Source organism: Microcoleus sp. POL10_C6, assembly GCF_036701585.1.
Classification (GTDB): Bacteria; Cyanobacteriota; Cyanobacteriia; order Cyanobacteriales; family Microcoleaceae; genus Microcoleus.
Genome location: NZ_JAUBRB010000048.1, coordinates 41,173 through 54,624, shown reverse-complemented (window position 1 = coordinate 54,624; position 13,452 = coordinate 41,173). Strand labels below are relative to the sequence as shown.

The window sequence follows — 13,452 nt, the reverse complement described above, 5'->3', positions numbered from 1 at the left end:
CAATTGCTGAAATCAGCATTTTATAGGATTCGTATGTCTATTTTCAGAATCCTATCAATAAGCGTTCAACACTTCTGGTTCTGAAGTTTATCGCTATGTCAAAATGCCTCATGCTGAATTTGAAGCACAGAGAGAGGAACTTATTCGCAAAGTTCTTGAGTTAGCAAATCAACAATTTGGTTATTTAGCATTCTAATAGCGTTTATCTGGGTCGCTCCCAGAATTCTTACTTATCATGACAAACTACGAACACAGTAAATTAACGCTGGGTAGAATCCTAAAAAATGCTCGGCAAGAACTTGGTTTTAGCCAGAAAGATTTGTGTAAATTGCTGGTAATTCCATCAGAAGATGAAGAGTTTCTTACGATCGATCGATACCTGTTATCGAAAATCGAAAACAATAGAATCGACATCCGAACCAGTGAGTATGACTGGCTTATACCCAGAATTGCTGCAATATTCGCTCTTGATGTTGCTTGGCTTGAAGTAATCCGTCAACAAACCGAAGTTGAACCTCTGGATTTAGAAAACGCTGTAGCAGTATTTCCCATTTACTTCAATCGCAAAACCTATGACCTATAAAACAGTGTATCTGCATCGGATGGTGGCAGAACAAACTCTCGATCGTAAACTCAGACCAGGTGAAGTTGTTCATCACCTGGACGAGGACAAATCTAACAACTCGCCAGTAAACCTGGTAATTTGTTCTAGTCCTTCTGTTCACGGACGATACCATGTCCGTTCTCTGAGACAAAAACTTGAAGCCGATCGACCTCTGATTCAAGTAGGCGATTTGTGGCTTTAAATCAACAGCTTGCTCAAATAAGTTATTCCAGTTCCAGTAAACCATTTTGGGTATTTCCCTGAAAACACAACACACGATTCTTGCCGTTACAACAGCTTTGACCGTCGCACTAGCAGCAACCAGTCCTCTATTTACTTCAGGCAAAGTAACTGAAGCTAGCCAAGTCGATCCATATCTTGGGGAATATGATGAAGAGTCATATCCGATGGGCATTCAAATTGAAGAACTAGAAGGCAATCGTAAAAAGTCACAGTAATGCTTCGCTGTAAGGTAGTGTTGCTTTTCTCAATGCTATGAACTTAAAAGAATTAGTTCGGTTTCTGAAATATGAAGCCGACCTCCCTAACTTTTTCCAGACTTCTGCCAATTACTACCATGAAAATCAAACACTACCTTCACAAACTGAAAGTCAGAAAATCAAGGTAGCTTTAGCCGTCAGCGATCAAAAAGAAGGTCAGCAGCCAAAGAGTAATGATCCACTCTATCAACAAGCCTATCAAATCGCTCAGTCTATTTAGTTGGAGCTGATAAGTAGATGGAAGGCATTAATATTTGGTCTGGCTCTGATATTGGGATTGGTGCAGCTTTGACTAATCCCACAGAGCTAGCTTTCCGAAAGGGCAACATCAAAAATCGCTACCCGGTAACATTCAATGGCGTGAATTACCGTGATGCTGAATCTGCATATCAAAAGTACAAAAGTCGTGATATGCAGGAATCGATCGAGATTATGACGGAAATCATTGTGTGCAAATTACAACAGCATCCGCGACTGTTTGAAGAAATTACCAAACGAGGCGGTGTTGAATGGCTTAAGCGATGCCGTCACATTGTTGGAGTAAGAAATAGTCGTTGGGAAGGCTACGGATTGGAAAGCAATTTCATCCTGTGCTTGGTATTTGCCTATCAATTGTGTAGTGAATAGCGTGATTGCCGGGTCGCTCCCGGTCTTAAATTATGTCTAAGCCTAAGTCTGAAATTAAGTTTGCGATTCTTAAGGCGAGTTATTGGGTTGGCGATGCTACTGAATATGGCTGCGTTTACTGGTTACTCGGAATGAAAGGAAAATGGTCTGAAGAGTTTGAAGCAGCCGAATTCTTCGATACTCGATCGGATGCTGAATTACGCTTAGCTGAGGAAAATCGTGCTTCTGAAAATCCTCATAGTTCCATTGTTGAAGTTGAATTGTACCGTGATTAAGTTAATGCTTCGCTCTGAGATTTTAACTTTAAGGAGAATCAGTCATGACAATTACAGTCGAACAAATCAAATCAATCCTTGCTGGTACTGAAGAAAATCTGCGACTTTTGCAGAAGCAGCCAGAGTATCAGGCGCTCGAACAGAGCGAGAATTTTGTTACGCAAAATGAACTACGTTTGGCGGATGCTATTCAGGCACTGAGTGAAATTTATCAGGCAATTACTGAATCTGAATGCGATTTAGTCATTGCTGTCGTTAGTTCACATCTACCCCCCAACGGAATTTCTTACTAATTAGTCAGCGCATTGCCGGGTCGCTCCCGGCAGTCTCATGAAATCTACAAGTGTTAAATGGAATCCCCCCACTGCTGAAGAGTTGCCGTGTAATTGGTCAGTTCAGGCGATCGGTGATGATGGCGGAGCTTATAGAAGTCGCGACGGTTTGGTTGTAATAATTTCTTGTTCGATCGAAAAAGACGGCCATTCGTGGGTTCATCTCTCACTGTCTCGGAAAAAATCAGTTCCAACTTGGATAGATTTGGTCAAAGTCAAAGAGATTTTCTTGGGTGCGGACGCTTTGGCACTTCAGATTCTGCCTGCTCGATCGGAATGGGTGAATGTTCATGAATTTTGCCTGCATCTTTATCATTGTCTCGACGAACGCCCAGTACCAGACTTTCGCAAATTAGGAACAATCTAATGACGATCGATCCACATGATATGAGAACCTATGAGGTTCGACAACTGCCTTGCAAAACTTGTCCGTTTAGTGGAGAAAAACCACTAATTCTATCTCCTGATAAGTTGGCAATGTACTACGAAAACTTGATGGGAAACGGGCAACACATTTGTCATACCACACATAACACGCAAATTTGTCGTGGTGGTAGGGATATACAACTAAAATGGTTTCATGCGATGGGAATGTTACCTGAGCCAACTGATGAAGCTTTCAACGAAGCAGTAAACTGGGCATTGAAAAATAAGGAGTCAGCAACGTCAACGACCCATAACTAAATCTTAGATTCTAGTGAGGGCTTGAGAAATCAAGTCCATAGTTGACCCGTCTAAGTTCCTTGAGAGCTACGTTATCTAAACCACAGCACCCGAGAATGCTTCAACAGTTCTCGGCTCTGCTGTCAGTTATTAAACGTCCGATTTGGGTTTAGGCAGTGTGGCTGACCTCGACACCGCCTAGATAACATTGACCAGTTGAACTTTACCCTAGCAATAGGAGCTTTCAAATGCCCAATAAAAATGCAGTTTTTGTAATTGATGCCGATCGCCTGTTGCCGGGGAATGTACCGGGGTTGGACGATCGGTGAAGCAACTGTTGGCAAAATATTCTTACTAACTATGATCGCTGCAATCATGTTTCGCTTATGGCAATCATGGCCGCATGAGTTTGTGGTGTTAAGTGTGTGGCCTCAAGGCGCGTTTTGGGTGTTTGTTGGGGGATTAGTCGGCTGCACTTCCAATTGGGGTGTCGAGCGAGTGTTTTCCCGTTGCTGATAATTATCGTTGCGAACCATCGCCTCAAACCGAATCGTCCATCCACCCGGACTCCGGGCAATCCCAATGCACCGGGGGCGTTTCATATTGGGGATAAGTCATTTCACATTGGGGACACCGGCCGGTAAACAGTGGGTGCGTGTCCAGTAGCTCCAACTGTTGCAAGGCGTGTCCACTGTTGCTATGGTTGCAAAATCAATTTGTCGCCATAGTAGCTCGCCCCTTCAGGTTCCCACAGTTCCTCCCGTTCAGCGTCGAGGCTTTCTCGAAAGTCAATCCAAGTATTAGTGTTAGGGCCTGTGGGATGCACGGCACAGACGAGGTGTGGCTTACGAGCGAGCGAGGAGACAGCGATGGCTCCGCCCCGGCTTACGCCTACGCATTCGGGGATTTTGGGCATAGCGTGTTGGGGTTTGGGGTTCGGTTTTAGTTTTCCCAACATGGGGGTGTTGGTGGCGATCGCACTCACGTCAAAACACCGCTGCTTTACCCGCATCAAGGATACCTCGCAAAAATTGGGCTAGCTCGGCAAAGTGCTCTGGGTTATTTTCAAGCAACCATTCTGTAAGCATGATTGAGTGTTTGGTTTTCCTAAACTTGACCCGCGCGAACGATAACTCGGCAAACAGCACATCGAGCAGTTTGGCTGCGTTAATATTTTTGTCAACGTATTGGGGATTTAATAGCTCATCTGGAGTAGCATCTTTAGGGAAACAATCCTTCTTCTCCTTCAACTTATCTTTATTGCTTTCCAGCCCTTCTCGAACTGCTTCGCTAGTAAGAGCGTGTTCTCGTCCCGCATCGTCTCGATTGAGAACGGCTGCTATAGCATCGGGATGCAGCAGGTAATTTTCATACATACACCTTTCGAGAAAATGAACTGCTTCCGAGCTTCTTTTCTGCAAATCCGCGCGATCCTGTTTAGTTCTATTTTCCCGGTCAAACACAAATCCAACCGCAGGAGGGTACAAATTATTCCCACCGCTGAGCCGTTGGTATAGGTCAAACATAACATCAACAAAGTGAGCTTTCTTTCCCAATAAATCCCCCGTGTTTTTGATGCTGACAATTTTAGATCCTGTCAAAAGTTCGGGAGCTAGCTCGGACAATATGAGCGGAAAGCACTGCTCCTCGGTGGGCCCTTCCACCCACAGAATGCTATCGGCACCGAAAACATCAGACAAACTCACCCCCAGTTCGGCTAATAGAGAGCGCTGTTCCTTAATATCTTTTGCATTCATCGCTGATGCTTGGGTTTGGCCGTCCTCATATCGAAGCTTCACGATAGTTGAGGGATTGGCAGCAGCAATAATCTCGGCCGAATGAGTGGCAATAAAATATTGGTGCTGCGGAAACTCCTTGAGGATTTGTATCAGCTTCTTGGCCGCCCCTGGATGCAAATAAGATTGGGGTTCGTCAATAATAATCGGCCTGGGTTCTCGGGAAGCCAGTACCGCGTAAAGAATCGCCAAAACCTGTCCTGTCCCCGTTCCGCACTCTGACAAGGGAAATGCTAAATCTTCTCTATCATTTTCAGACGCTTCTTGCGACCAGATTAGAATTTCTAATTCGCGGCTTCTTCGACTCGTATCGATTCCGGTAAAATCTTTGAGGTTTGGCTTAGGTCTGACAGAAACTAAACCTATTTCTGGAAAAATAGCGGATACATAGGTTAAAAAACGATTAAAAAGTTTCTTTTTTCCAGGCTGTTGAAGTTGATTCAAAACTTCCGCCAAGTTCGAGGCATCCGGTTCCAATTCGGAATTATCGCCAAAAAGGCAGCTTCCTAAATTGGGGCGTTCTGCATAAAGCCTATATGTATGACCACTCAAATATTGAACAATTCTGGTTGTTATTTCGTTGTCGGCAGTGTTCCTATTGAAATTAGTACCCGACGCTCTATCAATAAGGTAGTCTTGTTTGTTGACGCAATAGATGTTAAAGGTTAGGCTATCGCTTAAGCTTTTCTCTATTTCAGCTACCTTGCAGCTCTCCTCCATCCTAACTCTAATTTCTACAGCAGCACGAACCTCCAACCACTCTAGAAAAAGGCTGTGCATAGTTTGAGCCGATAGAGTTCGGTCTGTTTTGTGGCTGTAAACGAACTGAAAATCAATTGATATTTTTTGGGCAACTTCTTCGATTGCCGACTTGTCTGCTACTAGAGAAACTTTGGCGCATGAGTCTGAATTAAAATGTAGCCATGTTTGGAGACTGCGATGGGATTTATTCTCGAAATTTAAGCTTAAAGCTTCCAGCAGCGCTGTTTTGCCTGAATTGTTGGCTCCCACAATAATGTTGATGCCAGGTTGGAATTCTAATACCCCCGAATCCCGGAATGATTTGTAATTAAGTAACTGAAGACGGGAGATGTACATAGCTGTTTCTCGGGGCAAACTTTAATCAATAAGCTAGCGCAGTTGTAGAAGCGATCGCACTTCTGGTCAGTTAATCCCATTCGGCAAGTATAAATCGTCACCGGGCCGCCGTCGCTCGATAACTTCTTGCCGATACTCCAACATAACCGAATCAACGAATTTACCAAACCGCACATTGTACTTTCTTTCAGTGCGCTTGTGGCTAAATGCTGCATCAGCCCGCCGTTTGATAGATTCTGCTATGCTAGCTTACACTAAAAACCGACTTCATAACTCCAATTGCATCGACTTTGTACCCACCGTCGGGTAACTGGTAAACGTGAAGGTTTACTAATCAATCAATTGTATTTTGGGTAAAAAAATTAGTTGGGTGGCTACCGAACCCAGCCAGTTCGGTTTTCTGCACCGCTGTACTGCACGCCTCAAACAAACGTTCGATGTCCCGAAGCAGCTCCTTCGCCAGCCATCGCGTAGAATGCTAAAGTTTTGCCTATCGTATCCAATTTTTCAGGGTGTATTTTGCAAGACAATGGCAATATGTTACACAAAACCGAAAACAGTTGCTAACATTGTAAAAAAGCGTTAAGTACCTTCTTATGGCAACCGTTTTTATCGGAGCCAGAATCCCGCTCGCGCTCTCGGAAAAACTTTCGGAGTTCGTTAATCGGGTGGGCGCAACTAAGTCCGAGATTTTGACAGCGGCGTTGGTTCAGTATTTGGGTATAACAGAAGATTTGCCATTGAGTCAGCGGATGGTGGAGTTAGAGAAGCGGATGACCGCGCTAGAAGCTAGGTTTTACGGCTAATTCAGCATTTTTAAATAGGAGTCGATCGGTGAGCAACCCAACAGGTTTAATCGCTATCTCTGGCTGCGATAATGCCAACCGGATTGGTGATGTTATTTTCGTTCACGGACTCGGTGGCGATGCGCGAGGGACATGGCATCCCGCAGAGAAACGCGATGATAACAACTTCTGGCCGACTTGGTTGGGAGAAGAATTACCCGATATGGGTATTTGGTCGCTGGGGTACGAGGTAGAACCCTTTAAATGGAAGGGCAATACCATGCCGTTGGTGGATCGGGCAACCAACACTTTAGCCGTTCTGGACTCCCATGCAATTGGCGATCGCCCCCTAATCTTCATTACTCATAGCTTAGGGGGGCTGTTGGTCAAGCAAATGCTGCGCCACGCTTTGGATTATGGAAATCCTGAATGGAAGATAATCGTCGAGGAAACTAAGGGTGTTGTTTTTTTGTCCACGCCTCACTCCGGCTCCAATATGGCGAATTGGGTCAAGTATATTGGTGGAATTCTCCAAGCCTCTGTCAGCGTTGACGAGTTAGAAGCGCATCATTCCCGGCTGCGCGAACTGACCGAAGTGTATCGAAATCACGACTGGCTCAGTCAGATTCCCATACAAGTCTACTGTGAGAAGCAAAAAACTTCTGGGTTTCTGGTTGTGGACGAAACTAGCGCTAATCCTGGAATAAAAGGTGTAACGCCTATTCCAATGGATGACAATCATCTTTCAATTTGCCGACCTTCGTCGCGAGAAAGTTTGCTTTATCGGCGAGTAAGGGAATTTATAAAAAAAAAGTTACCTTCTTCCAACCGTCTCAGACCATCAATCAGACTATCATCAATCAGGGCAATGCAGCGTTAGCTCTAAACAATTATGATGTTTTATTAGCTGCTGTAGACACAATTAACAGTTGCTACTTCTCTCGCCTAAAAAAAGAAGCAATTGCAGGAAAAATAATTCTCAGAGATGAGGTAGTTCCTATTGTGGATAAGCTCACCTCACCAGAACATAAACGCGGTATATTAGTTACAGGTCAAGCCGGAGTTGGTAAAAGTGGTGTTATACATCAAACTATGGAAGCACTTATTCAAAAAAGTGTGCCACTCATAGCTTTTCGGGTAGATCGTTTAACTCCAACCCAGTCACCCAATCAAGTTGGAGAACAGTTGGAAAACTTACCGACTTCTCCTGCTCATGTTTTAGGCAACATTGCACAGGGGCGTGATTGTGTTTTAGTTATAGATCAGCTTGATGCGGTGAGTACAGCTTCTGGTCGCATTTCTGATTTTTTTGATTGTATAGAACAGATCGTAGATCAAGCTAAAGACTATCCGAAGATGCGTCTGTTGCTAGCTTGTCGCAAGTTTGACTTAGATTATGACTACCGATTGAAGCGTTTAACGGGTGAAAAGGGAATTGCTGATATGGTACCAATTAATCCCCTATCCCATGAAAAAGTGCAAGAGGTTGTTGCACAATTGGGATTAAATAGCATCTCCCTTAACAAAAAGCAATTAGAGCTGTTATCCATTCCTCTGCACCTGAGATTGCTAGCAGAAGTTGCAGAAGGCTCAAAAGCTAATGTCCTCAATTTTACAACAGCTAAAGATATATATGATAAATTCTGGGACTATAAAAAGGATATTATCGACAGACGGGGTAATTATGACCATTGGACAGATGTGATATACACTCTCTGTGATTCTATGAGCAAAAAGCAGAGGTTATCTGTCCCAAAAGCTCGTGTGGATCAATATGGAAAAACGGCTGAATTAATGACATCTGAGCACATCTTAGTTTTAGATGGACATCAGTATTCATTTTTTCATGAAAGTTTTTTTGACTATGCTTTTGCACGTCGATTTGCAGGTAAAGAGGAAGAACTATTAATTTTTTTAGGGAGTGGGGAGCAGCAACATTTATTTCGACGCGCTCAAGTTCGGCAAATTTTGGTTTATGAGCGGGATGCAGAGCGCGATCGCTATCTTGCTGACCTCGAAGCTTTAATTACTAGCCCGAACGTCCGCTTTCACATTAAGAAGGTAGTATTTGCCCTGCTTGCAGCGCTAGATGACCCCACACAAGAGGAGTGGGAGATTATTGCCCCGCTAATAGGTAAGCAAGCCGATCCCATCACGCAACAAGTTTGGCAAACTTTGCGTAGTTCTGTTCATTGGTTTCAACTGCTAGACTCGCTAGGATTAATAGAACAGTGGCTCAGGGATGAGAAGGACGAGCGTATCGAGCAAACGCTGATACTGCTATCTATTATGCAGAGGCAGATACCGGCTCGGGTGGCTGAGTTAGCAGAGCCTTTTATTGGTGTATCAGAAGCATGGCGCGATCGGCTCAACTACCTTATACAAAGGGCAGAACTTGTTACTGAGCGTCGTTTTTTTGAATTTTTCCTGCGACTTATTCATGCAGGAATTCTTGACCAACCACGAGGAAGAATCGCTTCCAATCGCGACTTTTGGAGGCAAATTTATTCTTTACCTCAACAGCGTCCAGACTGGGCTTGTGAAGCTATTAGCTGCTATCTCAATCGGTATTTAGATTTAAGTGTCGCTGCTGGACAACCCAATCTGTTCGATCGCAACTCTGGTACTCTACCTCACAGCCAATTTGGTGAACAGATTGTAATGGCAAGCGCGCGTCGGGCTCCAAGAGCATTTATTGAACACCTTTTTCTTTTTATGCTACGGGTCATGGAGTTAACATCTATACGGGAAAATAATCCACCTTGGCGTGATTCAGTCTGGTGTTATCGGCATTATGGTAAAGGCTATGACATTAATCATGCCTTATTAAGTGGGATGGAAGAAGCACTATCTGATTTGGCTGCGAACCATCCTGAAGATTTTTCCATCATCCTCGCAGAGCAACAACTTCGTAGCTCTAATTTTGAAACAATCCAGTTTTTATTAATTCGTGCCTATACTGCGAATGGAGAAAGATTTGCCGATGAAGCTATTGATTACCTCTGCGAACAACCAGCACGAATCCAAACAGGATATACCATTTGTAGCAGTAGTGAAGGAGCTTCCTTCTGGGCAACTCGCCAACTCCTAGAGGCGATTACTCCAAACGCCTCTAACGGGCATTTAGCAATGCTTGAAACAGAGCTCTTAAACTATTATCCTGAGTGGGAAAAAACAGCTAGTATGTACTCTTATGGTATGTACTCTTATTACGGTCATGCACAGTTTGTTTTGCTAGAAGGTATCAATTCCTCTCGGCGCTCAGAGTCAGCTACCCGTCGGTTACAAGAATGGCAGCGAAAGTTTAGTAAACAGTCAGTAGAAGCGCCGAAGCCAATGGTGGCAAGTTTCGTTGGTTCTCCCATACCAGAATCGGCAACACAGAAGATGACTGATGAACAGTGGTTGAGAGCAATTCAGCGCTATGACAAGCATGGCTTGGACTCCAACAAAGACTACTCTTTTGCAGGTGGGGCAAGCGAGCTATCACATCTTCTAGAAAGGCAAGTGAAGATTGAACCAAAACGTTTTGCTGCATTAGTTAGCCAGTTTCCAGATCGCACGAATTCATCTTACTTTGATGCAGTTTTACGCGGTATTGCAGAAGTTGAGCTAGATATTGAGACTGCTTTTTTCGTATGTCAGCGTTGCCATCAATTACCCAATCATCCTTGTGGTCGTTGGATTAGTTCGCTAATCGGAAAATTAGCTGATTTACTCTGGTCTGAAGAGGCTTTTGATATTGTAATTTGGTATGCCTTAAACGACCCTAACCCAGAACAAGAGTCTTGGCGCACTGAGACTTCCAACGGACAGGTTTATTACGGTGGTGATATTATTTTTGCTGGAATTAATTCGGCACGAGGTAGTGCTGTAAGTGCAATTGCCCAACTAATTTTTGCGGATAAAAATCGTGCCTCTTATTTTCAACAATCTCTCCAACAGATAGTTCAAGACTCTTCGATTGCTGTTAGATCCTGTGTGGCTCAAGCACTAACAGCAATGTTGAATTATGACCGAGACTTAGCTGTCAGTTTGTTTCAGCAACTTTGCGATACCGAAGATGCACTTCTTGGAACTCGGACTGTTGAGGATTTCTTGTGCTACGCTTTACAAACGCATTTTGAAGTGCTAGCATCGATTGTTGAACGGATGATTATGTCTCCTATACCGGAAGTAGTAAAGGTTGGGACTAGACAAGCCTGTAGAGCAGCTTTAATTATCGAAGAGGTACGTTGGCTGGCAGAACTTTGCCTGTCTTGTACAGAAACTCATCGAATCGCTGCGACTGAGATATTCGTTGCCAACTTTCGTCAAGCACGCTTTCGTGAATTTTGTGAAGATGTTTTAATTAAACTTTTCCAGGATTCGGCTGAACCAGTGCGTTCTCAAGCAGCTAGGTGTTTCTTACATTTTGAGGGAGATGAACTGGGTGATTACATCAGTTTAGTGGAGGCATTTGTTGATAGTTCCGCATTTTTTAGTGATGACTACAACTTAATCAATGCCTTGGAAGAGACAACAGCTAAACTTCCCGAGGCTGTTACTTATCGAGTGTGCAATCGCTTTATAGAGGGCTTGAAATCGGATGATGCTGAGGTCAGTAAGCGTGGAAGGCTTGAAGCAGACAAAGTTAGTAAATTACTCCTGCAATTATATAGTCAAAGTAAAGACCAAGAGTTACAGTTGCACTGTCTTGATCTGATTGATTTTATGACTCAGATGGAAGTTTACGGATTAGCTGAGGCGCTAATGCAATATGATTATGATAGATGAAAGCGATTATAGTAGTTCTTGGGTAGAGGAGGTTCGCACTCAAACTTAAAAAGCTTGGCAACAGGCTTGTTTTGGCATACTCTCGCACAGCTTCATCGAAGGCAGCTTGCTTTACAGAATCCACAACTCCGTGGCAGATCAACTCAACCATTGTTCGGTGGCAAGAGTTAGAAGTTCGCGATCATCCTTTCATGTTTGTTGGGCTATGACGATCACAATTCCTCCCCCCCGCCGATCGCATCCGACTCAACCTTACTCAGCACTTTGGGTTCCATCCCGTACAAATCATTCAGCACCGCCTTGACGTTCGGAAACGCAAAATACTCTGTCAGCTTGCCAATGCGATAATTAAAAGCTTTGTACCGGTGCTTGAAGTACAGCTCCACATTCCCCCGGTGTTCCCAAAGTCCCAGCAAATTGACGGTCACATCCGAGTAATGCGCTTTCACATCCCGCTGCACTTCGGCGATGCGTTCCTCGATCGATCGAGTTGTCACCCCAATTTTATAGAAGCAGCTTTCGTCAGCTTTAACTTCCAGAAAATAGAGCGCGTTCACCAAAATCCGACGAAGCTGTGCTCGATAAATCAGCAAATCAGCCCGCCGTTCTTCTAAGCAGGATAACCCCGCAGCTTCGGCAATCTCTACAGAGCTTTCCAACGAAGCCAGCTCCGACAGCAGCAAGGGTTCTTGGACTTTGTTGAACAGCGCCAGGGGAAGAGCACCCACTGGGATTTTACCCAAGTCGGTAAATTGATAAGTGCGATCGCCCTCTGATTCCAGCAATCCTTTCAACTGCCACCGAAAGTTTACCAAGTCTTTGGGAATGCCGTAATTTTGTGCGCCGTACTCTTTCCACAGCACTTTCAATTGCTCCAATTCCTCACCCTTAAGCTGGATTGTGAAATTATCGTAGAGGGGCAGCGCGGGGAAAGCTTTGGTTTTAATCCGCTGGCTGACGAACTTGCAAGTTTTTTCACTGTGTGCGAAGTGATGTTCTTTCACCGAGCCCTTTTTTGCTGTCAATCCGCCACCGCAGTAGAGGCAAGTTAGCTGAGTTTTTCCGCGCGCCACTTCATCTATGCTCACCAGTTCAGCACTGGGAGCAACACCAAATTTAAGCCACATCGCCTGTCAATTCTCCTTTGAGCCGGTTTTGGAGATGCACCTGCTCCACATGACCAACGATTCTAACAAATCTAGGGGTTAGGGCTTCTGCCTTGGGAAAGAAAGCGATCGGCACTCGATGCTCTTGATGCGTGGCTTTAATCCTTGCATCCAAAATCTAAAATCTAAAATCTAAAATCTAAAATTGCTCGTCACCAATCAGGAATTTCTTCAGTCCGAGTCTGATAGGTATTGTGACAGTTGCTCTCTCGCTAACGGCACTGCGGGCAATTCATGCTCTAATCCGCTACTTGGTTCAAGATGGGACTGGACAAAATTAGCCCGTTCCTTCGCTGACCGTCATACAGCGCGATCGCACAAATTTGTCTGGTAAGCACGATTATGCTTTGCTTCGGCTGCTGTGGGGTAATGCTTTGAGACGAAACAACTGGGGCCGCCACCAACAAGACGTTACCGAAATGCTTGACTCTATGTTTTGAATATTTTTACTGGCTTGGCTCAGTAATTCGTTGATTAGAGCTTGTTTTTGCCTGCGAGCAAGTCCTAGATTTTGCGGCATTGGCGACGATAGAGTATTGGCTGTCAGTGGTTTTACGTTTGAGGTGCCTAGAGAAGTTCTAAAAACTCTCCAGGAGAAGTATCCGGGGCTTTTGAGCGATCGGGAGCCAAACCGGTTAATTTTTGTCAAGGAGTCGCAGGCAGGAGATTCTAAGCTGGTAGAGTTCGATGTGGGAAAATTAGTAGCAGCTTGGGCTAAGGGTAAGTTTGTAGTACCGGTGTGGTTAGATGTGAGATGTGATTTATGGGCGGTTGCGTGAGAGAGTGGAGGGGTAAAGTGCGATCGCTCCAACTGCTAGAATTTGCTCGGG

16 protein-coding genes are annotated in these 13,452 nt (G+C 44.4%); 12 read left to right on the top strand and 4 right to left on the bottom strand.

Annotated features, from left to right (window positions below):
- Positions 1-235: 235 nt before the first annotated feature.
- Genes QUA34_RS22725 through QUA34_RS22685 form a run of 9 tightly spaced genes read left to right on the top strand, consistent with a single transcriptional unit; the run spans position 236 to position 3,022 of the window.
- Positions 236-583 carry a helix-turn-helix transcriptional regulator gene (locus tag QUA34_RS22725; protein WP_333389320.1) on the top strand — a complete coding sequence of 116 codons (348 nt, stop codon included), beginning with the start codon at positions 236-238 and terminating at the stop codon, positions 581-583.
- On the top strand, positions 573-806 hold the full coding sequence (locus tag QUA34_RS22720) for an HNH endonuclease (RefSeq protein WP_333389319.1): 234 nt from the start codon (positions 573-575) through the stop codon (positions 804-806). The genes QUA34_RS22725 and QUA34_RS22720 overlap by 11 nt, the downstream gene beginning before the upstream one ends.
- A gap of 46 nt (positions 807-852) precedes the next feature.
- On the top strand, positions 853-1,062 hold the full coding sequence (locus QUA34_RS22715; protein ID WP_333102162.1) for a hypothetical protein: 210 nt from the start codon (positions 853-855) through the stop codon (positions 1,060-1,062).
- Positions 1,063-1,099: 37 nt separating this feature from the next.
- Positions 1,100-1,324: a hypothetical protein gene (locus QUA34_RS22710; protein WP_333102163.1), complete on the top strand. Its 225-nt coding sequence runs from the start codon at positions 1,100-1,102 to the stop codon at positions 1,322-1,324.
- A gap of 17 nt (positions 1,325-1,341) precedes the next feature.
- The gene (locus tag QUA34_RS22705) at positions 1,342-1,731 is read left to right on the top strand and encodes a hypothetical protein (RefSeq protein ID WP_333102164.1); all 390 of its coding nucleotides are present in this window, start codon (positions 1,342-1,344) and stop codon (positions 1,729-1,731) included.
- Positions 1,732-1,763: 32 nt separating this feature from the next.
- Positions 1,764-2,006: a hypothetical protein gene (locus QUA34_RS22700; protein WP_333348387.1), complete on the top strand. Its 243-nt coding sequence runs from the start codon at positions 1,764-1,766 to the stop codon at positions 2,004-2,006.
- Positions 2,007-2,050: 44 nt separating this feature from the next.
- Positions 2,051-2,299 carry a hypothetical protein gene (locus QUA34_RS22695; protein ID WP_333389318.1) on the top strand — a complete coding sequence of 83 codons (249 nt, stop codon included), beginning with the start codon at positions 2,051-2,053 and terminating at the stop codon, positions 2,297-2,299.
- A gap of 37 nt (positions 2,300-2,336) precedes the next feature.
- The gene (locus QUA34_RS22690; protein ID WP_333389317.1) at positions 2,337-2,705 is read left to right on the top strand and encodes a DUF7694 domain-containing protein; all 369 of its coding nucleotides are present in this window, start codon (positions 2,337-2,339) and stop codon (positions 2,703-2,705) included.
- Entirely contained in the window at positions 2,705-3,022 is a 318-nt protein-coding gene (locus QUA34_RS22685) for a hypothetical protein (RefSeq protein WP_333389316.1), read from the top strand. The genes QUA34_RS22690 and QUA34_RS22685 overlap by 1 nt, the downstream gene beginning before the upstream one ends.
- A 410-nt stretch (positions 3,023-3,432) precedes the next feature.
- On the opposite strand, the gene QUA34_RS22680 is transcribed toward QUA34_RS22685, so the two are convergent.
- The 3 genes from QUA34_RS22680 to QUA34_RS22670 all read right to left on the bottom strand — a co-directional run bounded on the left by QUA34_RS22680 (position 3,433) and on the right by QUA34_RS22670 (position 5,895).
- Positions 3,433-3,603, bottom strand: a complete 171-nt coding sequence (locus QUA34_RS22680; protein ID WP_333389315.1) for a hypothetical protein — start codon at positions 3,601-3,603, stop codon at positions 3,433-3,435.
- 95 nt (positions 3,604-3,698) lie between these two features.
- Complete coding sequence (locus tag QUA34_RS22675; protein WP_333389314.1) at positions 3,699-4,016, bottom strand: hypothetical protein; 318 nt, start codon at positions 4,014-4,016, stop codon at positions 3,699-3,701.
- A complete protein-coding gene (locus QUA34_RS22670; RefSeq protein WP_333389313.1) occupies positions 3,988-5,895 on the bottom strand; it encodes an AAA family ATPase in 1,908 nt (635 codons plus the stop codon). The genes QUA34_RS22675 and QUA34_RS22670 overlap by 29 nt, the downstream gene beginning before the upstream one ends.
- A gap of 596 nt (positions 5,896-6,491) precedes the next feature.
- Between QUA34_RS22670 and QUA34_RS22665 the strand changes: the two genes are divergently transcribed.
- Positions 6,492-6,701 (top strand): hypothetical protein, encoded by a 210-nt coding sequence (locus tag QUA34_RS22665; protein ID WP_333389312.1) that lies wholly within the window; start codon positions 6,492-6,494, stop codon positions 6,699-6,701.
- Positions 6,702-7,430: 729 nt separating this feature from the next.
- A complete protein-coding gene (locus tag QUA34_RS30260; protein WP_445242838.1) occupies positions 7,431-11,456 on the top strand; it encodes an NACHT domain-containing protein in 4,026 nt (1,341 codons plus the stop codon).
- A gap of 212 nt (positions 11,457-11,668) precedes the next feature.
- Here QUA34_RS30260 and QUA34_RS22655 read toward each other — a convergent pair whose 3' ends face one another.
- A complete protein-coding gene (locus QUA34_RS22655; RefSeq protein WP_333389310.1) occupies positions 11,669-12,583 on the bottom strand; it encodes a GIY-YIG nuclease family protein in 915 nt (304 codons plus the stop codon).
- A 575-nt stretch (positions 12,584-13,158) separates the two neighbouring features.
- Here QUA34_RS22655 and QUA34_RS22650 point away from each other — a divergent pair.
- The gene (locus tag QUA34_RS22650; RefSeq protein ID WP_333389309.1) at positions 13,159-13,401 is read left to right on the top strand and encodes a hypothetical protein; all 243 of its coding nucleotides are present in this window, start codon (positions 13,159-13,161) and stop codon (positions 13,399-13,401) included.
- Positions 13,402-13,452 lie beyond the last annotated feature (51 nt).